Consider the following 23,157-nt stretch of genomic DNA (forward strand, 5'->3'; position numbering starts at 1 on the left):
GCGCGCCGTATCTTCCTTCGACAATAGAGTTTTGCGACCTGGACGGGGTCGCACGTCCAGGCACCAGCGCCGGCCGTTCTGAAGAAAGCGAGCTCGCGAGGACACAAATTCACTGTCCTGCTTTGTTGCCGGCCGCAAGGTCGCCTTGATGCCCCTAGCCGACCTGCCCGTCACTCGTCCAAGGCCTCGAAGAACTCTTCGAGCTGTACAAAGGGTGCGTCGCGCCTTGCGCTGATGTAGACAACCCGATCGCCGTCGCGTTGCAGTGCTCGCGCCTTTGACCTTCGCAGTCGTCCCGGAAGGAATGTCGCAGCTACCGCCTCCGGCCCGACATTCAGTCTTATGATGCCTCTTCGCCTGCAATCGATCCTGAGCCTTGCTGCCGCAAAGAAATCGAGCGCTGGCGGGGGCAACGTTCCGAACCGGCGCAGCGTTTCCTCCTCTAGCTCATCCAACTCGTCATCGTCTCGGCACCTCGCCGCGCGGGCATAGATTTCCAGCCGGACCGCCTCCGATTGCACGTAGCTCGCCGGCAGCATGTCGACGACCGGTAGATTCAGCTCGGGTACCCATAGCTCTGCTGTTCTCTCCTTGCCCTCCGTCGCCAATTTCAAAAGATGGCTGTAGAGTGCGGGTCCGAACACCTGTACATGCCCCGACTGCCGCTCCGAAAGCAGATCTCCCGCTCCCCTAAGGTCTAAGTCACGTGCACTGATCGCAAAACCGGCACCGGGTCTACTAAACTCCTCCAGAATTGCCAGCCGCTTCTGAGATCGCTCTGAGTCCGAATCTGTCAGCAAATATGCATATGCGCGTATGCCGCTGCGTCCCACCCTCCCCCTGAGTTGATGAAGTTGCGCAAGACCGAACCTTTCGGGCCAACAGACCACGATCGTATTTGCCCGCGGGATATCAAGTCCGCTCTCCACGATGTTGGTTGCGAGCAGAACGTCCGCGGCGCCTTCAACGAAGGTCATCATGCGATCGTCTATTTCGTCGACGGATAACTTGCCGTGTAGAGACACGATACGAAGATCGGGTGCTGCGGATCGAACTCGCGCCAGCATCGGCTCCAGATCCTGAATTCGCGGACAGATCAAGAAGCTCTGCCCATGACGCCTTTGTTCGCGCAGCAATGCCGCGACAATGGCAGCATCTGACAGCGGCGCGATCTTGGTGACGACGGGAAGCCGATGCACTGGCGGAGACGCAATGACGCTCAGATCTCTGAAGCCCGCAAGACCTGTCGCAAGTGTCCGCGGAATCGGGGTGGCGCTCATCCAAAGGGTATGAATGCCTTTGGCGAGTTCGGAAAGTTTCGCCTTCTCTGCCGCTCCAAAGTGGTGTTCCTCGTCTATGATGATCAACCCAAGGTCCGCGAACTTCACGTCCTTGGACGCGAGCGCGTGTGTTCCGACCACGAGTTTCAACCTTCCGCTCTTTAGCCCCTGCTTGGCTCCCCTTGTCTCTGAGGCCGAAGCGGCGCGCGACAGGCTACCCACCTCGATGCCGAACGGAGAAAAACGTTTGCGGAAAGTCGCAAGGTGCTGTCTTGCCAAGACGGTTGTCGGGACTGCGATCGCCACCTGCTTACCTGACAGCACCACAGCGGCCGCCGCCCGCAAAGCCACCTCAGTCTTCCCGAAGCCCACATCGCCACAAATGACCCTGTCCATTGGATGGCCGGACGCGAGATCTTCCAGCACCTCCCGAATGGCTTTGGCTTGGTCGACCGTAGCAAAATACGGAAAGCGCGCGACGAATCTCTCATAGTCGGGACCCGGTGGTACAAATTTCGGAGCCCGCCGGCGACGGCGCTGGCTGATGTGCTTAGATAGCCGCTTGCCGGCGGTTTGGATTTCCTGTTCCACCTGGCTGCGCCGAGCCCACCACGTACTTCCATCTGCTTTGTCCAAGGCCAGCTGGCCGAGCTCCGATGCATAAGGCCAGATCAGGGCAAGATCGGCAGGCGGCACGAGAACAGCGTCGTCTCCAGCGAATTTAAGCCGGATCATTTCGCGTGACGACACGTCCCCCGTAGCCACAATTTGCAGTCCACCCAGCAAAGCCAGCCCGCGCTGCAGATGAACGACCACGGCGCCCAGTTCTGGTATGTCTGGATGATTGAATGCGGCATTCCAGACCCTTGCCATGGGCTGAGGATGATGAGCCCTGCTGCCGAGCACATCGGAAGCAGTCACAACGATCAGCGGTTTTCGGCCCCGCACGAGAAAACCTGCATCGAAATCGGCCAGAACCGCTGATTCACGCTTACGTCCGGCCGTCGCGTCCCTCCAATTCGCACAGCGCTCTGCCTTGATGCCGCTCATCCGCTCCATCGCGCGCAGATCATCCTCCTGGGCCGCAACGAAAACCAGTCGCGAACCGGCGCGCCGCTTCTCATTGACGAATGCACGCAGCGCTTTTTTCGGTGATACGAGCTTCGAAAATTCAGGCGTAGCACTAAAACGCGAGGTTTGAGACAGAACGCTCATATGCCTGGTCGCCAGCTTCCATTCGCGTCGGCCGATATATTCGCGTTCTCTGTCAGTGCCGCCGCCGGCCTCCTCGATTGTGCTCAACCAGTTATCAGCGTGGGCAGACACCCGCGCATCCGCAATCCACTTGGCGCGGCCACAGTAGTCAAACAGAGTCGAGCGTCTTCCGCGCTTACTCCGCAAATTCAGCCGCTCCGAGATCGGATCGACGACAAGCTCCTTTGCTTCGCAAATGTCGCGATGTTGTAAGGGGTCGAATGCCACGATCCGACGTATCACCTGGTCGGAATGCTCTACTCTGAACGGCCCGAGTGCCCCAGCGGGAAAGATCTCGAATGTGTTTCCGTGAAATAGGGCGTCGCCCGGGTAGACTGCCTCGTCATCAAGGTCGTAACCCAGCGCATCGAGGCGGGCCTGGAGCTCCTGCTCAGAAAACTTGGCGCCCCGCTTGAGGCGCAAGACTGCGCGAGCCCAACTCGCGGGCGTTGGTAGACGCTCCATGACGGCCTCGACCGTGGAGATGAGCAGGACCGGCTTTTCAGGGTTGGCGAGCCGCCTCAGGACCGAGCTGCGTCTGCCGGCGATTTCGTGTGATGGCTCCATCTGATCGAACGGCAGAGTATTCAATCTTGGAAAGACCAGCACATCGCACAGCGGGTCAAGAGCATGAAGGACGGCTCCCAACCGCTCGGCCCTATTCTCGTCTTCGGCGAGAAACACGATCCCTTTACGGCCCGACTTTCTCCACTGTTCGAGCAAATGGAGAGCCATCATGCCCAGGGGAGACGAAGAGGAGATCGCATTACGCGATGGCGGAGGTTTTCGTTTCGTCGCTCTGCTAGCGAATCGTATTCTTTTAGAACGGCTCATAGAACCCGCGTTTGATCCGCAACCCGCCGAGGCTCATAGCGAATATCGTCCATCGAGATTTGAATCCTGGAGACTATGCTAAGGACCGCGTGCATACGCGACTCTTGTCGCGAACGCACGTCTCTAATCTCATTTGTCTGGTGAATACTCGGTCTTTCCGTTTAAGGATCGCGAGGTGAACCGTGCGGACGTTGAATTTAGCGGCGATGCGCGAACAGCTGGATCGGGCAACGGGACCTGAGCACCGGACGAGGGGGCAGTCCTTTCCATAGAGTAAATAGTTTCGATCCAAACAATCGATTTCACAAATGGCAAACTGTCTGGTCCAGAGCCCCTCGCCTGTTCGTCAATGAGCCATGAGTCATTGATGCAGTCAGCGGATCGCATATGGGCACGTGAAGCGGACCGATTGACTTAGCGCAACGACGCAGGGGGACACAGCGCTCAAGGTGGGGGAAATAAGCATGGGATACGACCGTTGCGGACCTCACTCCTGAAAAAGTACTACGATGCCCGCCTACCTTGGTACACTATCTATCCAGCCGTATCCCATTTCTCCGCCGCGATCGGAGCCACGGCTTGTGAGAAATGGCTGGGGCATCTGGCACCTGACGAGCCGGTATCGCTCTATTTCCACGTTCCCTTCTGCCAGTCCATCTGTACGTATTGCGGCTTCCCGAGGACTATGACGCGCCGGGATGCGCCAATTCTAAATTTTCTGGCCGTGCTGCGTGAGGAGATCCGTTTGGTCGCGGAGCTAGCGCCCGAAGGACTTTTTGTCAATGACGTACATTTCGGGGGCGGAACGCCGACCCTTATGAAGCCCGCCGAGTTCACGGATCTGATGGAACTCCTGCGACGCCAGTTCGCATTCGGGAAAGCGGCTACCGTCGCGATCGAAATCGACCCGCGCACGTTCACCGTCGAGATGGCCGACGCTTTGACAACAGCCGGCGTCAATCGCGCGAGCGTCGGAGTTCAAACTTTCGACCGCACTGTCCAAAGAGCCATAAACCGGGTCCAGAGTGAGAAGCAGATCGCCGCGGCTGTCGAAATTCTGCGGCACCGGGGAATAGCCAATATTAATTTCGACCTCATGTTTGGTCTACCAAATCAGACGGTGCAATCCTGCGTTGGGAGTGCGGCCAGGGCAGTGGCGATGCGCCCCGGCCGTCTTGCGGTTTTCGGTTACGCCCATGTTCCTCTCTGGGCGAAAAATCAGCGCCTAATCGACGAAGCGGCGCTACCCGACGTCGCTGCCCGTGCCGAACAGGCCGCGGCGATGGCCGACACTCTGGTCGCGGCCGGCTATCGCAAAATCGGGCTCGATCATTTCGCTTTACCGGACGACCAGCTCGCGCTGGCGCAAGAAGCCGGTCGTCTGCGGCGTAATTCCTTGGGTTACTCGGCGGACACTTGTAAAACCCTGATCGGTTTGGGCCCGTCGGCCATCGGCCGCCTCGGCGAGGGCTACGTCCAGAACGAAATTGCAACGGGTTCCTACAGCCGGAAAATCAGAGCCGGCCATCTGGCAACGTCAAAGGGCCATCGTCTCAGCAACGAAGACCGCATGCGAGCCGAAATTATCGAGCGGCTGATGTGCGATTTGGAGGCTGACGTCCCGAGGATCTGTGCCCGTCACGGGTTTGATCCGATTGCTTTTCTCGATTCGGCCGAGCGCTTGTTAATGCTCGCCGAGGACGAGATAGTGGACGTCAAAGAGGGCGTCATCCGCGTGAGAGATGAGCACCGATTCATTATTCGCGGGGTTGCTGCCGTCCTAGACCAATATCTCGAACGCCCGTTGTGCTAGCAGGCACACCAGCGTGGAAATTCCAACGGTCCCTCACCAACATGCTCCAGTATATCTTTAGAGAGGAACGTAATCATCTTTTTGCGGCTTCCGACAGCGCTTCATTCCTTCTTCGCTCGTCAGCTTGTCGAACGCCGCCCCTGGAATAGTCAACGAGACCTCAGGCTACAGTCGTTGGGATGAGGAATGGATATCAATCAAAGGAATCCCAGAGCAGCTCTCGGCGGATCAGGCGAAGTTTGAGCAACAGGTGAGCTTGCGACCGCTCCACCAAACGTCAGATTCAGCTCTTGCTTTGACTGATCCCGGGATCTGGTCCGCCCCCACCACAACCAGCGGCAATCTAAGACCCCGCGCTATCCCGCGAAAGCGAGCGCCGTTCAGCATCATCTTTTGTACGGGCGCGCGCGGAACTTGCTGCACGGCTGGCTGGCGAACGATGAGGCGCTGAAAAACGAGATCGAGCTAGCCGAGCAGGCCCAAAAAACGGGCCAAGGCCACCCGGATCTTCCGCCGTCCGCATTTTCAATGACGTGCTGGACTCGTCCTATCTGTCGGTGCGCCGGTTTCAGAACGACCGTGCGGATTGCAAACCTCGCCTCGAAGGCGAGGTGAGTGCGATCAAGCATGCGTCCTACCTACGTGATTTACGTTGGACGCTAAGCCCCATATTTCTCAGGCACGGCGCGAGGGCAATTGCGACGAGCGCTGAGCAGCTGCACACCCACATGGTACCGAATGTTACTGCTTGGCGCACCAAAAAGATCGAGGAAATCCTTGAGCGCGGGCGTGACCCCGAAGACAAGGAGTTGCTAGATTGGGGAAGAGAATACCGACCCAGGAGACGGAGGTTTTGTTTCTGGGTGGGAATCTGGATGACTACCGCGCCGCGAGCCGATCGAACCCTTACAGGCCCAAGGCGCAGGAAAATGCTCGCCCGGTCAAGAAAGCAAGGAACAGCTCGGATGTACGAGGTGATGACGGACTCTCGAACCGGCCAATTTGACGGCGGAATCTCTCGAACCACCTATGAAGTCGAAAACCCGTAGTTGGGGCGTTCTTGCCGGAACATCGCGGTTGCTGCCTTCTTTCGTTGACCAAACAAATACGCACCGGCGCTATGTCGGTAGGACCCTCTCCCGCTTGTCGACAGTTCCGACAAGCTCACGTCCGCAAAGCAGCACCTTCGATCAGCCGCTCACAAATGAGTACCCGCGACATTAAGCTGCAATCTGCACCGGGAGCGCAGCGATGCCATGAACAAAGTTCGATTCGACCCGCTCCGGCTCGCCAACAACCCGGACGTTGAGGCGCCGATTCAGCATCTCCTCCCAAAGGATCTTAAGCTGCAGCTCCGCAAGGCGCCTCCCGACGCAGCGATGGATGCCGAATCCGAACGAGAGATGTTGCCGCGCGTTCTTGCGATCAATGATGAAGCTGTTGGCCTGGTCGATAGCCTCATCGTCCCGGTTACCAGAGATGTACCACATGACGACCTTATCGCCCCGCCTGATCTGCTTCTCACCTATCATGATGTCGGTTGTGGCAGTGCGGCGCATGTGCGCAATGGGCGTCTGGTAGCGTATGATCTCGGACACCGCACTCGGCACGAGCCTAGGATCATCGCGCAACTTTCGCAGCTCGGAGGGATTCTGGTTCATGAACAAGACACCTCCGCTAATCGAATTGCGCGTGGTGTCGTTCCCGCCAACGATCAACAGCATGAGGTTTCCTAGAAACTCACGCGGCTGCATATTTCGCGTAGCCGGTGAATGCGCCATCATTGAAATCAGGTCCACCCGCGGCTCGGCATTTACCCGCTCGTTCCAAAGCCGTTTGAAATACTCCGAGCACTCGGAAAGGACGGCTCTTCGTTTTTCCCAATTGTCGATCACATGGCCTGTTTTCGGAGTCAGCGCGGCCACCTCGGACCAGTACGTCAGCAGTCGCCGATCTTCAAAGGGAAAATCGAATAAGGTTGCCAGCATTTGCGTGGTCAACTCAATCGACACCTTGTCGACCCAGTCAAACGTGTCGTTGCACGGCAAACTGTCCAGGATCTTGTTGACGCGCAGGCGGATCAAGCCCTCAAGCTGTTTCAGATTTTCGGGTGCCACTATCGGGCTAATTGTGTTGCGCTGCTCCTCATGCTTAGCACCTCCCATTTTTATGAAGCTCGGAGTCCAATACTCCTCCGGCGTATCGACGATCGTGATGCCACGCTCTGAGGAGAACGCCCTGTGATTCGCGTTCACTTTCATGATGTCGTGGTACTTTGTTATGGACCAATAAGGACCGTAAGGGCTATCTTTACAGTAGTGGACGGGATCTTCTCTTCGCAACCGCTCGAAGCACGGCCAAATCGTATCATTCTGAAACCGCTTGGGCTCGCTCACATCCAGATGGCTTAGGGGGAGATCACAATCACCGTCGCATACGCGCTCTGGTAACAGGGCTCCCATAATCGTCTCCTGCATCTTTAGGCTCCAAAGCTGCCGGCTCGCCCGAGCGCTGTTTTCGAACAAGGGGACGGGCCGACCTTGATTCGCCTTAATTCAACGCTGGTCGAATTAAGTTTCTGGAGAGCTCTCACGATCTCTGAATGTCTTGTCGTTCCGCACTGCCGCTCGGCAGTAGTTGCGATGGTCGGGCGGAGAATATTGGAAAAGAAGATCGAAGGTCCCCTACCAGGACTAGGAGCCACGCGAATTGACCGTTGTTTACTAGCGAAGCCACATAGGCAACGCCATTGCGCCTCTGGGTCGTCCTCGTTGCACAGAAGCCCTGCCCGGCCCATCCAGGCACCTATCGGCAAACATCGAGGGCAAGTCGCCTCGAAGAAGAACATACGATCTTCGCTCTAACCATCCGGTCCTATGGCTGCCGGACCTTCGCAGGAACCCCTCCTTGGGGCCATGGTGCAGCAGTCGGCTTTCGCCAGGACGCGTCCTACTTACGCCTGCAGTTCACCTGTGCCGCCGGAAGATTTGGAGGCTAGCTCGTCATCGGTCATTGCGCCAAGTGGCACAGTCGAGGTCTTCGAATTGATCGTGCCTCAGCACCAAATGACGGCAGCAATCCTTGCAAACCCTGAGCGAGCGCAAGCGGGACAACGCCAAGGAGCACTTCCATCAGAACTCTCCCAAACTCAGGCTCCGCGCCGCTGCCGTTTCGCGCTCGATGCGCACCGATCGCGCATGATCGTCGGCGCCACGCGTAGCGCGTTCAGCATGAACAGGAGTACGCGCCCGGTATCTGGCCGCCGCGATCAGCGCGGCGACGAACGCAAAAATTGCGATCGGCACCGCAGGTGCGTTGTAGCCGATCGCAACTTCTGCCGCACCAGGCGGCGTGCCTTGCGCGAAAAGTCTATCGCGGCTACACGGGCGCAAGCGGTTGCCGAGCAAGACGCGGTCGGGCGGCCGCGCCGCTGAGATCGGCGACACCGAGACAGGCGCCGCCGCGAGGTTCATGCCGTCCTCGACCATCATCACCCTGAAGCCGTTGCGCTTGAGCGCCTCGATCCGCGTTCCTCGCGCTGCCGGTCGGCAATGCGGTGCACAGTTGATGACGGCTGCGGCGGTCTGAACGCTGGCCGCGCAATCGCCGTCGGGCTCCTTCGCCGTCGGCGAAAACAGGCCTTAGCTCCAGCCTCCGCTCCTCATTGTGTGACACCATCATGTTCTGCGAACCCGCCGATTGCGGACCTTCAATTGGCGAGAAGTCGCAGTTCAAGCAGCTGTGCGCGCTGTTCAGTTGAAGCCGGTATCAGCCCCTCGGTCGATTCTGCAGTGCCCGCCGATTGGCGCGGAGGTCGCTGAGGTTCAGGGGGTCTGGGTGCGATCCTTCCGCCATTCGCCTAACCAGCTCCCGGGTGCCGTCCACGACAAAGACGCCGCAATCATAAGTGTTGCTCTGCTCGCGTATGAGCGCGTCTTGCAGATTGGCTCCTACTCGCTCTGCGAGCGTTGCTGCAGGTCTGTCATTGTGTCCTGGGGCGGAGTCGTAGTGGTAAGCAACCTGGTTGTTGCGATCACGGCGGTCCACCAGCAGCAGCGACCAATGTGAGCCGCGGTGATTGAGATCCGTGGCGCTGGCATCGTTCACCGGCAAGAAAAGGAAGTCGGCTGTATCGTTGCCATTCGGATCATCGACAATTTGATGGAATGCGCTAAGCGACTCAGCAGTGGTACCCTGGCCCACTCGAAAGGCCTGGAGGGGATCTGCAAACCGGGTCCGGGCGGCGAGGTTTGGATTGCTCGCCCACAACTCCTGCGACAGCAGCTCGTAGTCCCGCTGGATATGCACGTCACCCAGCCATTCCCTGGCTCCCAGCACCCGTCCGCGGCGGTCGCCGGAAGATGCACCGGTAACCGAAGAGCCGATCTGAGCACCCGGGACCGGGGACGGGCGAGGATGATGGATGAATTGCGCACCGCGACGTCCTCGCGCCCCCAATGTGATGGAGTAGGTCTCACCGTTGATGGAGACCGGCTGGGGGGCCATTCGCGAACGGCAACAGCATTTTATTGTCCAGTACATCGAGCAGGAAATCCGGCACCGGCTGTGAGCCATGCTGCCAATCCTTGCCGACGAGATATCCGATATCCTCGAGCTCTTGAGGCATGCCTGATGGCCCCATGAAGAACGAGGGCCCGCCGGCAGGGCTGAGCACCGGCCCTGACTGGGCGTCGTCACGCATCTCCTGGGGGGTGGACGACAGATCAACGAAAGAATCGAGACCGCGATAGATGTCTGAGGAACGAGCCGGCTCGCCCTGCGGCGTTGGGAAGTCGAAGTAGGACGGCAGTTGCACGGACCAGCTTGAGCTCGAGCCAGCCGGCTCCTGCAAGTCGGCCTGCCCAAACGAGCCTACCATCGGCGGCGACTCACTTTCGGACGGCGGCGTCGGCAAATTTCGCACCCAGGTCGGGGTGGAGGCTGTGTCCGAGCCCGCCCTTTGCGGAGGAAAGGGTACACCCAGAGCTCTGTTTGCCTCGACGAGTTGCACATACTGCCTGAGCTTCTTGAGTGTCACGCCAGATTTCCCTTTGGCTTGGCTGAAAGCCCGGTAGTCTGCGTCCAGCGAGCGTTGCTGCTCATTATTGCCGTTGATTCGGCTCGCGATGCTCTCCTTACCCTCTGCGCGGAGCCAATCACTGAACTTGCGTTGCGCCGAAGCAGTACCTTGAATAGTTTTTCTCCTGTGCTGGGAACTCGGGTCGAGCTTGCTCAGCTCTTCGTTGGCGAGCCCCTCGATGAGGCTGGCGTCGTCGTCGTAAGGGCGAAATCCTTGTTGGGGCTCAAGACCAAGGTATTGTCGAAGTCGATCAAGTGAAGGTGTCCGCTTTGTGGCTTTTTTGTACGCCGCATAATCTGCGTTCAATGACGACTGCTGCTCAGCAGTCCCGTCAATTCGGTCCATGATGCTCGGCCTGCCCTCCCTCTGGAGCCAATCACTAAAAGAGCGCAGTGTGGAGGCCATCGTCGAAACGGCGGCTTTCTCGTTGCTGGTCGCGTCGGATCCAAGCTTGGACAGAGCGTCGGTCAGAAAGTCGTCGATGGTGGAGACGTCCTCCGGATGAGCCGATAATGTTTCGCGCCCCATCAGGCGGGCCCCGGCACCGACAGCTTGGAGCCCGTCAGCCCCGATCCTGCGGAGATGAGACAGTGCCGCGCTGAGGCGGTCACGATCATCGCCGCCAGCTTCGACGTACGCGTCGATGTCGGCGGCGAGCGATCTTGGCTCATTGAACGCCCGAAGAGCCATTGGCCCCTTATCCTGCGCTCGGAGCCAACGAGCAAAGGCGTTGAGCGCCTGCACGTTGGACTTGATCGTGGCAGCGGGAACCCTTCCGGTCCCGCGGCCTCTGGTACCATCGGGAGCAACTCTGTACTCTTTGACGTTTTCCACGAACTGGCGGATCATCCGCTCGTCCGAGGGATGCATCGGTTGCTCTTGCGCGTCCACCCAAGCTGGGGCTGAAATGGGATTTCCAGCCTGGAAATTCCGGAGTGTTTCCAATGCTCCACCGACATAGTTTCTGCTGTTGGCGCTCGCTACCTTCATAAATTCATCTTTATGGGCTATCAGCAGATCAGCATTGCCAAGCAGGTCTTTCATTGCCAAGCAGGTCTTTCAAAGTGATGCCTTTGGGTCGGAGGAACTCGCTGAACATTCGAAGAGCGGTCACATAGTTCTCGATCGTCTTCGTCTTACGGTTCGCGCTACCCAATGCGGTCTTGAACTGTTCAATCAGCTCCAGGTCCGCTTCGGACGGGCGACTACGCTTGGCAAAGTCCATGCGAAGCTCTGAATAGACCGCGTCGGAGGACGAGCCGCCGGACGACTTTTCCCGGCGACTTCCTCCAAAGACCTTGCCGAGCCCTGATTTGACCCGAGAGAACAGTCCACGAGACTTGCTGCCCTTCGTACGGGCCTCAGGTTGCACTTGCGCCGCCGCCGTGTAGCGCATGCTGCTGAATGGCCTGTCCCGCAAGTCAGACCGGTAGTCATTTGCAGCCGAGCCAAGATGATCGTACGGAACATCGACACTGTAACGCGTGCTGCTGAACGAATTGTCCCGGAGGCTGGCCCTGGGCGGCATCCGCATCGAACCACCAACGTCCGTCCGCTGGATATTTTCACGCGACGGTGCGGCTGGAGTGTCGGGGGAACTAGCTTCAGGCGAACTCTCCTCAGGAGAGCGGAGCTGCAGCTCACCCAATTGCTGCTCAAAGCGAGCTTGATCCGCAGGCTCGGCATCGGCCTCTTGCCGTGCACGCTGCAGCTCCCGCTGCTCGGCGTACCAGCGCGTCCAATAGTTCGGATCGTTATAGTCCACATCACTCTCCCTAGCAGGCTGTTGAAGAACTCAGCCGCGTTCGCAAACGAAGGCTGAATCGTCGCCATTGTGGATGTAGAAGTGGCCGACGAGCCTGCCCGCAGTGCCGATCATAGCCCATCCGCGACCGCAGGACGGATCATTCTCGTCGTGCCCTTCCCATGAGAACTCGGCGCAGGCCGATCCGTCGCGGGCGCCGTAGCGCACGTCCAGGAAGCCCTTGAGAGCCCCAAAGGCGATTTCGCCATCGGACTTGCCCTGGAAGGTGAGATGCGCCTCTTCGGCAAGATCGAGGAACTCGCTGTCCCAGACGTCCATCTCGACGATGCGCCAGCGGCCGACAAAGGCCTTGGCGAAACCGGGCACCTTGGCCATCAGCCAGTCTCCGCAATCAGCTTGGGCAGCCGCACCAGATTGTAGGCGGCGGCAGCGAAGGTAAAGGCCCATGCGACGCGATCACGGCCACGGAAGCTGGTCTTCTCTTGCCCGGCGACCGTCTTGATCCAGCCGAATGCCTCCTCGATGCGCTTGCGGATGCGCTGACTGATGGCATAGCCGCCGTGCCGGGTCGTTCGTCCGTCAATCGCAGAACTACGGCCGCTGGTGTTCTGTGCAACATGCGGCGTCACGTTCATCGAGCGCAGTTCGTTGACGAAGTCTTCTGCATCGTAGGCTTTGTCGGCGCCAAGCGTGATCGCTGTCGGTCGATCGGCACGAGGCTCGATCATGTGCAGCGCGGCCACCCGTTCGGCATGCCCGCCGGCCTGCGTCAGGCAGGCGTCGACCAGCAGGCCGTGGCGGTTCTCCATCAGCCCGTGCCCGATGAAGCACAGCTTCGTCTCCTTGCCTTTGCCCTTGCGGTAGAGCCTGGCGTCCGGATCGGTGGTTGAAGCATGGGTGTCATTCGAGCGTTTCTGGCCATGGAAGTCCGCTTCGGCATTGCGCCCGCCGCCTGGCGCTGGCGGCTCGCCGGAGCTGTCCTTCGGCTTGACGCTCTTCATCGAGGCCCAGGCCTCGATCAGCGTACCGTCGACCGAGAAGTGATCGCTCGACAGAAGCCTCTTCACCTTGGGCTGCGCCAGCACCGCCGCCAGGAACTTGGCCGCGATGTCGCCTTCCAGCAGCCGGTCGCGGTTCTTCGAGAACACCGAATGGTCCCAGGCTGCGTCGTCAACGCCGATCCGACGGACCAGCGGAACAGCAGGTCGTATTCCAGTCGCTCCATCAGAAGCCGCTCCGAGCGGATCGAATAAAACGCCTGCAACAGCATCGCCCGCAGCAGCTTCTCCGGCGGGATCGACGGCCGCCCAATTGGCGAATAGAGCGCGGCAAACTCTCGCTCCAGCGCCGACAGGCCTTCGTTCACAATCGTCCGGATCGCTCGCAGCGGATGATTACGCCGCACCCGCGCCTCCAGGTCGACGTAGCTGAACAGTTCGCCCGTTCGATTGTCGCCGCCGCGCACGCACCATCTCCGAATCTCATCGGAGCCAATGAATCACGGTCGCCGGTCGGCGGCGAGCGCCTTTTTCAACAGCCTGCTAGATGAGATGACTCTTCATAGCTGCCACGGAGCCACGCTCCGGTGCACCGACCACACAGACTCCGGCTTCAAAAAACCGGCGAAGATCGGCCAAATTGAACAAAAGGGACCGTTATCACGCGCCGCTCCGAATTCGTGCATTACTGACACCTGCGCAGCCTGGCTGCTGCAGAAGAGCGCCCCGCCCTCCAGTAACAGTGACCGCTCGCCAACATCAAAACGAGCCAGGAAAAACACAAGCCAAATACTTTCCCGATCCAAGCCACAGCCTTGCGGCCTCCTGGGCATGGTCGCATGCGGCAGACATCGCGATCGGAATTGGACCGTCCCATTGCTGTTGGAAGGCGCCCGGATTCGATACTTGTACTGCAAACCCTGCTCCGCCTTCAGTTCTTCAGTTCTTCAGTTCACTATCCTCACATTCGCTATCCAACTGGGCTATGCCTGCACAGGCACTGCTCCAACGCACCTGAGCTGTTAGGCCATTGACGACTCTCCTTGAGGTCATGAAGCTTCAGAGCGATGGCCGGATGTATGATTCAGACTGTACAGCTTGACGCTACGTAGGCTTCAAGCCCCCATCGCCGTCGCGTTGAGCCTGGTTGGCTTTCGTACCCGTCTCGGGCAGCAAATCCTCGCAGCTTGGTGATCTACCGCCGCTTTAAGGGCCTATGCGCGAGACACCGCCGCCCATTGATTACCCAAGGCGTATCTGGCAGTGGCAAGCACTTGTGGCCTTGTTCCAGCGCGAACAAGATCGTCGCGAGGGCACCGCGGCTCTGAGTTGCTGCCAGATTCTCCAAGACCGGCGGCCTCGTCAGTTTTTGTATTTCTGAATCCCGCACGCCGAGAGCCGTGATGAATTCGGCTCATTCATGCTGAGATGAATGCGCTTTGCTTTCAGGAGCGAGAACAGACTTTGATCAGACGTTTGCTGCCGAGCAACTCACGCCATCGCGCAAAGGTCGACAGGCGAGTTCTCATCGCGGTTGTAAGACATAAAAGCACCTGAAGCGTACCGGTAGTGATCTTGATGTCGACCAGTTCGTGACCGACCAATTCATCCACGGCGCGTTTGCGCAATCCGGCTGCGACTATGAGACACAGCTGAAAGACTATGGCCAGCCTGTCGGTCAAGGCAAAAGACGCGACAACGGGAGCCGATATCACAGACGTCAGCTGGGTGGCGCAGATCTGGATCAAGGACGAGCCGCGGGTTCATCACTACGCCGAGAATGTCTTGAGGGCGGCGGCGGAGAAGAGCGGTAAGAGGATCCGCGTGGTCTATGTCCAGGATCGTGAGAGCGGCATCAAACTTTTCGCACGCCAGGCCTGGTTCGTGCGCTCACCAGACGGAGAACTCAGCGCGATCCTGCTCAAGGATCGCACCGAGAAGTGGTCGAAACATCATGGTGGACGAGTACTTGACTACGCCGGCGCACGCGATGCAGTCATAGCGATCAGGTAATGGTCTCGAAACTCGGCAAGGATCGGTTCACCGCTGCGTTGGCTGGTACGCGGTTTTTCGATCGCAGCCTGCATTCCGCTCTCGCAGCTCGCTTCCGTGCTGCACGTGAATGTCGGCATCGCCAGTTTTCCGCAACGTGCCGCCGCCGACCGAGGTCGTCTAGTCGGCAATCCTGCTTGCAAAGTCGCCGAAAGTTCTGGCGCACGTCACGAGCAGCCTGTCGCGTGTGTTCGCCGGGTATAGGGCGGCGATCATGATCGGAATAGCCCTTCGCTTTGCGATCGGCCGCCCGCGCCCCGCCGGCGATATCTTTCTGCCGCCGCTTGAACTGCTGCGACCAAAACTGCTTCTTCGGATCGCCAAAAGCATCTGCCTAGGAAGGCGCACGTCAGCGGAACTGTTGATTAGAGACGAGGCAGTTCAACGAAAAATGATGATCTCGTCTTTCTCGGATATCGATGGGTCACAATGATCCTCGGCCCTTTCAGCTGCCCTATAATAGTCGAAGCCTTTTGTGCCTTCAGTAGAGTTACGAGCAAGCATTGTGATTGAATGAACTACGCATTGTTCTTTTCCGGCGCATTCCTGCACACTGCGGTCACCAATCGGATGCCGACAATCAGAATAAGAAAAAAGTGTCGGGGGGCGCTTCGGTGTCACTATCAGCGGTGCTGGGATTCTTATGTTCGATGTGATGAGCTGGTTTACGTGTGAGGTGCAGGGCAACCGCTGCTCACAAATTTCGGAACACCGTCGCGCCGTTCGACATCGCATGCCAGCTGTCGAGCACTGAGGGACTGTCAGATTATGCGTCGGATGCCCCTCACTTGGGACATGCTCCCTCTTTTCACAACCGACGAGAATATTGGGGAAGCTGTGCTAGGCCCGGACCGCAAGCGAGAGTTTTCTGCCATTGCCCAGTTGCTCGAGCGCGAGGGAATGCCAAAGATAAATCCCGTGTGGGGCGGTCGATACGTTCCGGCGGTGAAAGCATTTCTCGACGCTCAATGTGGCCTATCGACCGTAGTCCCACTCGCCCCGAACGGAGTAGAGGGAACATTCCATGACCGACGAAGACCGCCCGGCAAGTCCGGGCCTTAAGTGGAGAAAGCGGAGACACGGGCCTCCGGTCCCGTATTGGTTCGCTGACCCCAAAGCCATTGAGGCCGGCTATCCCGTTAAGTCGGCCAACCTATCGATTCTCGCCGACCGCCCTGCCCTGCTAATTGATCGCGCGCGGCGTTTGCAATCAGAAATGCTGCTGTGGATGTGGGGACAGCGGGGACCAAAGCTCATTGTTGACGGCACCTTCAAGGCCGTCATCCTATTATACGAAGCTGACCCCGAGAGCCCCTACAACACGGATATCAAGCCCGGTGTGCGGGAGACTTATGGCGTCTACATCCGCAGGCTGATCAGTCACATAGGCGACCTTCGCATCGACCTGCAGGACCGCCGCGCGGTCAAGCGCTGGTTCAAGGAATGGCGATTTGACCCCGATGGCCGCGATCGCCTCCCTCGCGCGAGGATGGTACTTGCGGTCCTGAAGGCGGCAATCACATTTGGTGTCGGCTGCCGCGTGCCCGGCTGCAAGGCCTTCCAGGAAGTGCTGGAAACGATCGAGTTTCCCGCCCTTCGCTCTCGCACCTTTGCGCCTACGGCCGCACAGATTGAGGCAGCGCGGAAAGCCGCACATGCGGCCGGCAAACCGAGGCGTGCCCTTCTCTATGCGCTTGTGTTCGAGACGACCGGTCGGGCCTTTGACTTCTTGGGGCAATGGATGCCGCTGTCCTATAAGAAGTCGAGCGCGGTTGTGGCGTACGGCAAGAAGTGGATCGGGCCGACCTGGGCCTCAATCGACGATAACATGTTGATGACGATCAAGCCGACCAAGACCGAAAACAGCACGGGGGTCGAGGTGACCTTCGATCTCTCGGTTTGTCCCATGGTCATGGAGGAGCTGAAGCTGATCCCAAAGGCGGAGCGCAAAGGTCCCCTCATCATTCACGAGGGGACCGGCCTGCCTTACGTCTATCAAACCTTCCGTGGAGGCTGGAAAGCAGATTTCAACGCGGCCGGCATCCCAAAGGGTATGTGGTGCCGCGATCTGCGCGCCGGCGGTGTCACCGAGGGCGGCAAAGCGGGCGTCAGCAAGGATGACCGGCGCAAAATCGCCGGCCATGCCACACCAAAGCAGACTGAGGCTTATGACCGCGACCAGATAGAAGCCTTTCGCCGGACGATGAAGACCAGGACCAGCTACCGCTCCCAGAACAGGGCGTAAACAAACTCAGGACCACGCCGGGACCACGGGACCACGCGACCAAAATTTCTTAGTGATTTCAGATCGTTAAAAATGCCAAAAGTGGGTTAATCTTAACGAGCTGTTAAAGCAAGCTGCTTAGGCTTTGCACGAAGTTGATACAGTTTCGCGTACAGCCGCCATGACCAGACCTCCGCTTTTTCAGGGCTTCGACGGGTTGATGACGCTCTCCCGTCGCGAGGGCGTCGATATCAGGCCTACTCTGCTGCGCGTGCTGACTGATCTCTATGTTCAGACCAGCGCCCACTCCTCCGATGAAGCGCGCCAATTTGTCGAACTGACCTCGCGCCTGATCGATGAAGTCGACGACGGCACGCGCACCGCCGTGCGTGCGCGGCTCGAGGCCTATCCGGGCACGCCGCCGGAAGTCCTGCGCAAGCTCGGCGTCAAGTCCGCTCACTCCGACGAATCCATTTCGCTCGTCGCCCAGCTCCCCTCCTCGCCAGATCCGGCGGAGGGGCAAATGCGCAGCCTGTCTATGCAGCCGAAGGACGCGGCCGAGCTCTGCGAGATGTTTTTTCACGCGAGCGGCAGCGAGCGCATCTCGATTTTGCATAGCCTCGCCGGCACGCCCCTGAAGGCCGCGTCACGCCTTCCGGAGGCGCACGCCAAACGCGCCATCGAAACCCTGGAGATGGCAGCTTTTGCCGCCGACCTCGAAAGTTTCACGCTGGAGCTCGGCGAGAGCCTGATGCTGCCGGCGCGGATTGCTTCACAGATTGCCGATGACGCAAGCGGCGAGCCGCTGGCGACCGCGATGCGAGCGCTCACGATGCCAGGCCCGGTGTTTCAACGCGTGCTGTTGTTCCTCAAGCCGGCGTTCGGCAGCTCCGTGCATTGGGTGTTCCGCCTGTCGCGGCTCTACGAGCATCTGAACGAACGATCGGCGCTGATCATGCTCGCGGCCTGGCGCGGCGCGACGGCGGCAAGCAGCCGCGCGAAATTCCGCCCGAGCCTCTATGATGACGAACGCCAGCGCGCACGCTTCGCCGCGCCGACGACAAACCCGGTCGCGCAGCCCGGCTCTGGCAGGATCGTGCGCACCGGCACCGACGATTCATAAAGTTGCTGATCACGCCGGCGCGAGATCGAGGAAGTGCCGGCCGGCCTTGTCTTCGGTCTCGACAATCCATGCGTCCGGATCGAAGCGGACCTCCTTGATCAGGCGGTCCTCCACGGCGCGCTCCTGGAGCGGCGCCGCCGCGACCGGAACGAAGAAGCGTTCGATCGGCCGGCTGTCGTCATAGACGGCCTGCGGCGCCGGCACATACAGCATGGCGTTGCCGTCGAGCGTGGCAACCTTGACGAACACGGCGCCGGCCTCTTCAGCCCCGCGCCGTCGCACCGCGCCGAACACGCCCGCGCTCTGGCAGCGGCGCAAATAGGCCGCCACCCAAATACTGGTCTTCAATCGCATGGGCCGGACGATAGGCGAGCGCTGCAGCGGAAGCTAGAGCATGATCCGGAAAAGTGTGAAGCGGTTTTCCGAAAAGATCATGATCAGACAAGAATCTAAAGCGCGATGGCGATTCGACCTAATCCCATCGCGCTTTAGAGCATGCCCCGGAAAAGTGTGCAGCGGACCTCCGAAAGGATCACGCTCAAACAAAATTTGAGAGACGTGATCACGATTCAACCTGATCTCATCGCGCTCCAGTCTGGAGGCGCAATCAACTACTCGACCGCATGGCCCGTGACGGCGGCCAGCTCGCGCACCAAGCGCTCCGATACCTGCCCGGTCACCGGCAGTCTGCGCTCGCGCTCGAACTTTTCGATCGCTACTCTGGTGTCTGGCCCAACGGTACCGGTCGGCTTCAACTGCCCGTAGCCATATTCGGTGAGCACACGCTGCACGGCCGCGACGCGGCGGGCGCCGGTGATGGGGCCCGGAATCGGCGCCGGTGGCCGCAGGACATTTGTGGCCGGCGGCGACGCCTGGGTCGTCGCCTTCACCAGATTGGCCAAGGGATCACTGGGCCTCTGGTCGGCGGATCGCCGTTCGACCGGCCTTGATTCGACCGGTTGCGGTTCGACGACTTTTGGTTCGGCGGCTCTCGATTCGACAGCTCTCGGCTCAGGCTTCGGATCGAACAGCCTGGATTCGCCAAGCTTCGGCTCGGCCGCCTTCGAATCCTGCGGAAGCGCATCGGCCTCCGCGGGACGCGGGCGCGGCATCGGATTGACGGCGAAAGCGGAAGGCGGCGGCGCGACGGAACCGAACATCGGCGCGGGATGCGGTCCGCTTTGCAGGAACAGCGCATTGGTGATGATGGCGCTGCAGGCGGCAAAGGCAATCAGCCCCGCGACCATGTCCTTCGGACTGTAGAGCAGAATCCGCAGCCAAAGGCTGCGCTCGGGCTCGGCCGCGACCGCGGCAGCGCCACGACGGCGGCGCGGCGTCTCGTCGTCGCCACTTTTCTTCCTAGGCACTTTTCTTCACCTGAACTATCTGGTCCTCCAGCGCTGGCCGCGAGGCCGGCGTCAGCATGGTGATGTTGCAAGCCGCTTGCGGCTTCTCGAAGACAAGCGGCAACGCCACCACAACCGTGGTTCCCTCGTCGACCTTGCTCTGCACCGTCAACTCGCCGGCATGCAAGGCCACCAGGCTCTTGACGATGGAAAGCCCGAGACCCGTCCCTTCGTGACGGCGCTGATAGGTCTTGCCGGCCTGGAAGAAGGGATCGCCGATCCGCTTGAGATCGTCGGCCGCGATGCCGACGCCGGTGTCGGTCACGCGCAGCAACAGGCGCGATCCATCCACCTCCGCGCCCACGGTGACCCTGCCGCCGCGCTCGGTGAACTTGATCGCATTGGACACGAGGTTGAGGACGATCTGCTTGAACGCCCGCGGATCTCCGGTGATGCCAGGCAAATCCTGCGGCGCGTTGGCGATGAGATCGACGCCGTTTTCGCGCGCCTTCAGCGCTAGCAAATTGCAGCAATTGATCAGTGCCGCGCGCGGCGCGAACGGTTCCGGCGAGATCTCGAAGTTGCCGGTTTCCATTTTGGACATGTCGAGGATGCCGTTCACTACCGACAACAGATGCTGGCCGGAATCGTTGATGAGCTGCGCATACTCCTTGCGACGCGCCGCATCCAGCATCAGCGCGTCTTCCCTGGCGATCATTTCGGAGAACCCGATGATCGCGTTCAGCGGCGTGCGCAGCTCATGGCTCATGGTGGCGAGGAAACGCGTCTTGGCGGCGTCCGCGGCTTCGGCCGCGCTGCGCGCGAGATCAAGCGCCTGCTCCTGCATCTTGCGCTCGGTGATGTCGCGCATCACCGCGACCACCTCGGCCTCGCCAGTGTCCGTCACAGAGCCGGCTCCGCCGAGCGGTCGGCAACGCATCTCGACCCAGACGAAATCGACCGGACTGTCCGGGCCATGCGCGCCGGCGCGTGCCGCATCGCGTTTCAGACGGAATTCGACGCTGCCCGCCTCGCTGCCGCGCGCCGCCTCGGAAAGCGCCGTCAGATAGGCCGGACGATCGGCGACATGGACGCGGTCGAACAGGCCATGGCCGAGCAGTTGCGCGGCCGACGCGCCCAGCATGATTTCCGCGGCGGGCGAAATGAACTGTACGGCGCCGTTGCGGCGGTGGCGCGAGATCACATCGCTCATGTTGAGCGCCAGCAGGCGATAGCGTTCTTCCTCCTGCGACAGCAGCTCGACGCTGGTGCGCGCGAGCGACTCCGCGCTGAACGCAAGGCCCGCGGCGTAAAGGGTGGCGGAGGCTACGCCGAAGGCGACCAGGGCGCCCTGCTTCGGCGCGCCGGCGTCGATGTGCGGCAACAGGTCGAAATGGCCGAGCGCAATCAGCAAGGCCGTGCAGGACAGCGCCAAGGCGGCGGCGAATGCAACCACGCGGCGCGACGCCGACATCGCCGCTTCGAGCGGCACCACCACGAGCCAGATGGCTGCAAAGGAGGAGATGCCGCCGGTGGTGATGGCGACCGCGGTCACAAGACAGGCGAGCGCCAATGACGACAGCACATGCGCGCTCTCGTAACGGCCGGTGCGCGACAAGAACCACGACAGGAGGATGGGCGCGATCAGCCATGCAAAGGCAACGACCTCGAGCGCGCTGGGCGCGCCGCGCAGCACGAGATAAAGCGGAAACGCCGCAAAGGCGGCCAGGCTCCCAAGCAGCCGCGGCGCGATGAAGGCGCGATGGCGTGCACGGGTCAACGCATCGTAGCGCGCCGATGGGTGCAGCAGCGCATCGAGGCAGTCGCGGATAATCTTCAAAACAGTCACGGCACTCGCGCCCTCGGCTGGTACGTCGGTCAAACGCGCCGGAACGCCCCCTTCGCCGCGCCACCGTGTCAGAGCGAAATTAAACGAACGCTAAGCGCACGCCGGGTTGCAGCCAAACAACGTCCATTCGCGGCATTTTCGCTCATCGCCATGCGGCGCATTTGACGCAGATGGTGAACGACAGGTTTCCGAAGCCGGCGACTTATGGTTTCGAAATGGTGGACGCGTCGCATATTCGCTCGCTTTGAACGAATCGCAGCAACCGAAATTTTACGGCGATCCGCGAACGGATCCATTTTTGCGCAAATACCGATCGAATTAAGTTCAACGCAATCAGTTGCGGTTTATCGGGAGCTGCTAGGTCCGCGCTGATTGCGAGGTCAACCGCAACAGGCCTTGAAAGGCCGCAAGGCGTAACGGGACCTTTGTTAGGACGGACCGGGGTCGCGACATGTTTTTTCTGCTGCGCTTGGCATTCTGGCTCGGGCTCGTGCTCGTGCTACTGCCGCGGGAAAAAACGCCCGAATCGGAGAAGCTGCCGCAGCTCAGCGTGTCCGACGCCGTGCAGGCGGCGACCGCTGCCGTTTCGGACATGAGCCAGTTCTGCAAGCGCCAGCCGCAGGCATGCGAAGTCGGCGGCCAGGCGGCGACCGTGATCGGCGCGCGGGCAAGCGAGGGCGCGCGCAAGATCTACCAGTCCATCACCGACAAGGACCAGAAACCCGAGGACAAGAAATCCGGCACCGACAAGGGCGTCGACAAAGACAAAAAGGCGCCCGACCACACCGGCTCGATCGGCGGCGACGGCGATCCGGATCCGGCCATGGCGGAAAGCGCCTCGCGCGACACATTGACGGCGGACGATCTGGCGCTGGAATGGCGCGGGGTACCCTGACCCCGCCTGCGGGAACCCCGAATTCGAAAGGACATGTCGCTTTCGGCGCCGTGCGACCCTATATAGGGCCTTGAGGGATCAACGCAGGCTGCCATGACGATCGACGACATCAGGGACAATTTTGCGCTGCTGGAGGAGTGGGACGACCGCTACCGGTACGTTATCGAGCTGGGCCGCACGCTGGAACCGCTGCCGGAAGCCGAACATTCGCCCGAGAACAAGGTGCAGGGCTGCGTCAGCCAGGTCTGGCTGTCAAAGAAGCTCGAGCGCGACGGTGACGACGTCTTGCTGAAGTATCGCGGCGACAGCGACGCCCACATCGTGCGCGGTCTGGTCGCGATTCTGCTGACGCTGTATTCGGGGCGGAAACCGCAGGAGATTCTCGCAACGGATGCGCTCGAGATTTTCGACGAGTTCGGCTTCCGCGAGCATTTGACGCCGCAGCGTTCCAACGGCTTGCGCTCGATGGTCGAGCGCATCCGCAACGACGCCCGCACAGCGTTGGCCACGGCCTAGCCCGTCATCCCGGCGAACAGCGTAACCCCGCCAATCCACGCGGATCAGTCTCCTCCGTCATGCCCGGGCTTGTCCTGGCTTGTCCCGGGCATCCACGTCCTTCGTGCGTACCACGGGTGGCAACGTGG

The 23,157-nt window shown here is 60.2% G+C and carries 17 protein-coding genes and 1 pseudogene; 7 read left to right on the plus strand and 11 right to left on the minus strand.

What is annotated here, in order from left to right:
• Positions 1–170 precede the first annotated feature (170 nt).
• On the minus strand, positions 171–3,272 hold the full coding sequence (locus P6U23_RS28890) for a DEAD/DEAH box helicase (RefSeq protein ID WP_407175795.1): 3,102 nt from the start codon (positions 3,270–3,272) through the stop codon (positions 171–173).
• Between the two features lie 574 nt (positions 3,273–3,846).
• On the opposite strand from P6U23_RS28890, the gene hemN reads away from it, so the two are divergent.
• On the plus strand, positions 3,847–5,181 hold the full coding sequence (gene hemN / locus P6U23_RS28895) for an oxygen-independent coproporphyrinogen III oxidase (RefSeq protein ID WP_407175796.1): 1,335 nt from the start codon (positions 3,847–3,849) through the stop codon (positions 5,179–5,181).
• Between the two features lie 1,220 nt (positions 5,182–6,401).
• Here the strand turns inward: hemN and P6U23_RS28900 are convergent.
• From P6U23_RS28900 to P6U23_RS28930, 7 genes and pseudogenes are all read right to left on the minus strand, one after another.
• On the minus strand, positions 6,402–7,658 hold the full coding sequence (locus P6U23_RS28900; protein ID WP_407175797.1) for a cytochrome P450: 1,257 nt from the start codon (positions 7,656–7,658) through the stop codon (positions 6,402–6,404).
• Between the two features lie 654 nt (positions 7,659–8,312).
• Positions 8,313–8,672, minus strand: coding sequence for a hypothetical protein (locus P6U23_RS28905; protein WP_407175798.1), 360 nt, complete (start codon positions 8,670–8,672; stop codon positions 8,313–8,315).
• 277 nt (positions 8,673–8,949) lie between these two features.
• The gene (locus P6U23_RS28910) at positions 8,950–9,687 is read right to left on the minus strand and encodes a Ulp1 family isopeptidase (RefSeq protein WP_407175799.1); all 738 of its coding nucleotides are present in this window, start codon (positions 9,685–9,687) and stop codon (positions 8,950–8,952) included.
• Positions 9,656–11,305, minus strand: coding sequence for a hypothetical protein (locus tag P6U23_RS28915; protein WP_407175800.1), 1,650 nt, complete (start codon positions 11,303–11,305; stop codon positions 9,656–9,658). The genes P6U23_RS28910 and P6U23_RS28915 overlap by 32 nt, the downstream gene beginning before the upstream one ends.
• Positions 11,280–12,026, minus strand: a complete 747-nt coding sequence (locus P6U23_RS28920; protein WP_407175801.1) for a hypothetical protein — start codon at positions 12,024–12,026, stop codon at positions 11,280–11,282. Before P6U23_RS28920 ends, P6U23_RS28915 begins: the two co-directional genes overlap by 26 nt.
• Positions 12,027–12,056: 30 nt before the next feature.
• On the minus strand, positions 12,057–12,401 hold the full coding sequence (locus P6U23_RS28925) for a hypothetical protein (RefSeq protein ID WP_122402509.1): 345 nt from the start codon (positions 12,399–12,401) through the stop codon (positions 12,057–12,059).
• Positions 12,401–13,491, minus strand: a pseudogene (locus P6U23_RS28930) (IS5 family transposase). The gene P6U23_RS28925 and the pseudogene P6U23_RS28930 overlap by 1 nt, the downstream one beginning before the upstream one ends.
• Before the next feature lie 1,195 nt (positions 13,492–14,686).
• Here P6U23_RS28930 and P6U23_RS28935 point away from each other — a divergent pair.
• The 4 genes from P6U23_RS28935 (at position 14,687) to P6U23_RS28950 (ending at position 18,423) form a co-directional block, all read left to right on the plus strand.
• Positions 14,687–15,037 (plus strand): hypothetical protein, encoded by a 351-nt coding sequence (locus tag P6U23_RS28935; RefSeq protein WP_407175802.1) that lies wholly within the window; start codon positions 14,687–14,689, stop codon positions 15,035–15,037.
• A gap of 253 nt (positions 15,038–15,290) precedes the next feature.
• Positions 15,291–15,509 (plus strand): hypothetical protein, encoded by a 219-nt coding sequence (locus P6U23_RS28940; protein WP_407175803.1) that lies wholly within the window; start codon positions 15,291–15,293, stop codon positions 15,507–15,509.
• A gap of 783 nt (positions 15,510–16,292) precedes the next feature.
• On the plus strand, positions 16,293–17,321 hold the full coding sequence (locus P6U23_RS28945) for an integrase (protein ID WP_407175804.1): 1,029 nt from the start codon (positions 16,293–16,295) through the stop codon (positions 17,319–17,321).
• A gap of 160 nt (positions 17,322–17,481) precedes the next feature.
• On the plus strand, positions 17,482–18,423 hold the full coding sequence (locus tag P6U23_RS28950; protein WP_407175805.1) for a DUF2336 domain-containing protein: 942 nt from the start codon (positions 17,482–17,484) through the stop codon (positions 18,421–18,423).
• A gap of 9 nt (positions 18,424–18,432) precedes the next feature.
• Here P6U23_RS28950 and P6U23_RS28955 read toward each other — a convergent pair whose 3' ends face one another.
• From P6U23_RS28955 to P6U23_RS28965, 3 genes are all read right to left on the minus strand, one after another.
• Positions 18,433–18,777: a DUF1491 family protein gene (locus P6U23_RS28955; protein WP_407175806.1), complete on the minus strand. Its 345-nt coding sequence runs from the start codon at positions 18,775–18,777 to the stop codon at positions 18,433–18,435.
• A gap of 257 nt (positions 18,778–19,034) precedes the next feature.
• Entirely contained in the window at positions 19,035–19,790 is a 756-nt protein-coding gene (locus tag P6U23_RS28960; protein ID WP_407175807.1) for a peptidoglycan-binding protein, read from the minus strand.
• Positions 19,783–21,618 (minus strand): sensor histidine kinase, encoded by a 1,836-nt coding sequence (locus P6U23_RS28965; RefSeq protein ID WP_407175808.1) that lies wholly within the window; start codon positions 21,616–21,618, stop codon positions 19,783–19,785. The genes P6U23_RS28960 and P6U23_RS28965 overlap by 8 nt, the downstream gene beginning before the upstream one ends.
• A gap of 451 nt (positions 21,619–22,069) precedes the next feature.
• On the opposite strand from P6U23_RS28965, the gene P6U23_RS28970 reads away from it, so the two are divergent.
• Both P6U23_RS28970 and P6U23_RS28975 read left to right on the plus strand, forming a co-directional pair.
• On the plus strand, positions 22,070–22,513 hold the full coding sequence (locus P6U23_RS28970; RefSeq protein WP_407175809.1) for a DUF5330 domain-containing protein: 444 nt from the start codon (positions 22,070–22,072) through the stop codon (positions 22,511–22,513).
• 93 nt (positions 22,514–22,606) lie between these two features.
• Positions 22,607–23,029, plus strand: coding sequence for a SufE family protein (locus P6U23_RS28975; RefSeq protein WP_407175810.1), 423 nt, complete (start codon positions 22,607–22,609; stop codon positions 23,027–23,029).
• Positions 23,030–23,157: the final 128 nt, after the last annotated feature.

Source organism: Bradyrhizobium sp. STM 3562 (assembly GCF_045571435.1).
Classification (GTDB): Bacteria; Pseudomonadota; Alphaproteobacteria; order Rhizobiales; family Xanthobacteraceae; genus Bradyrhizobium.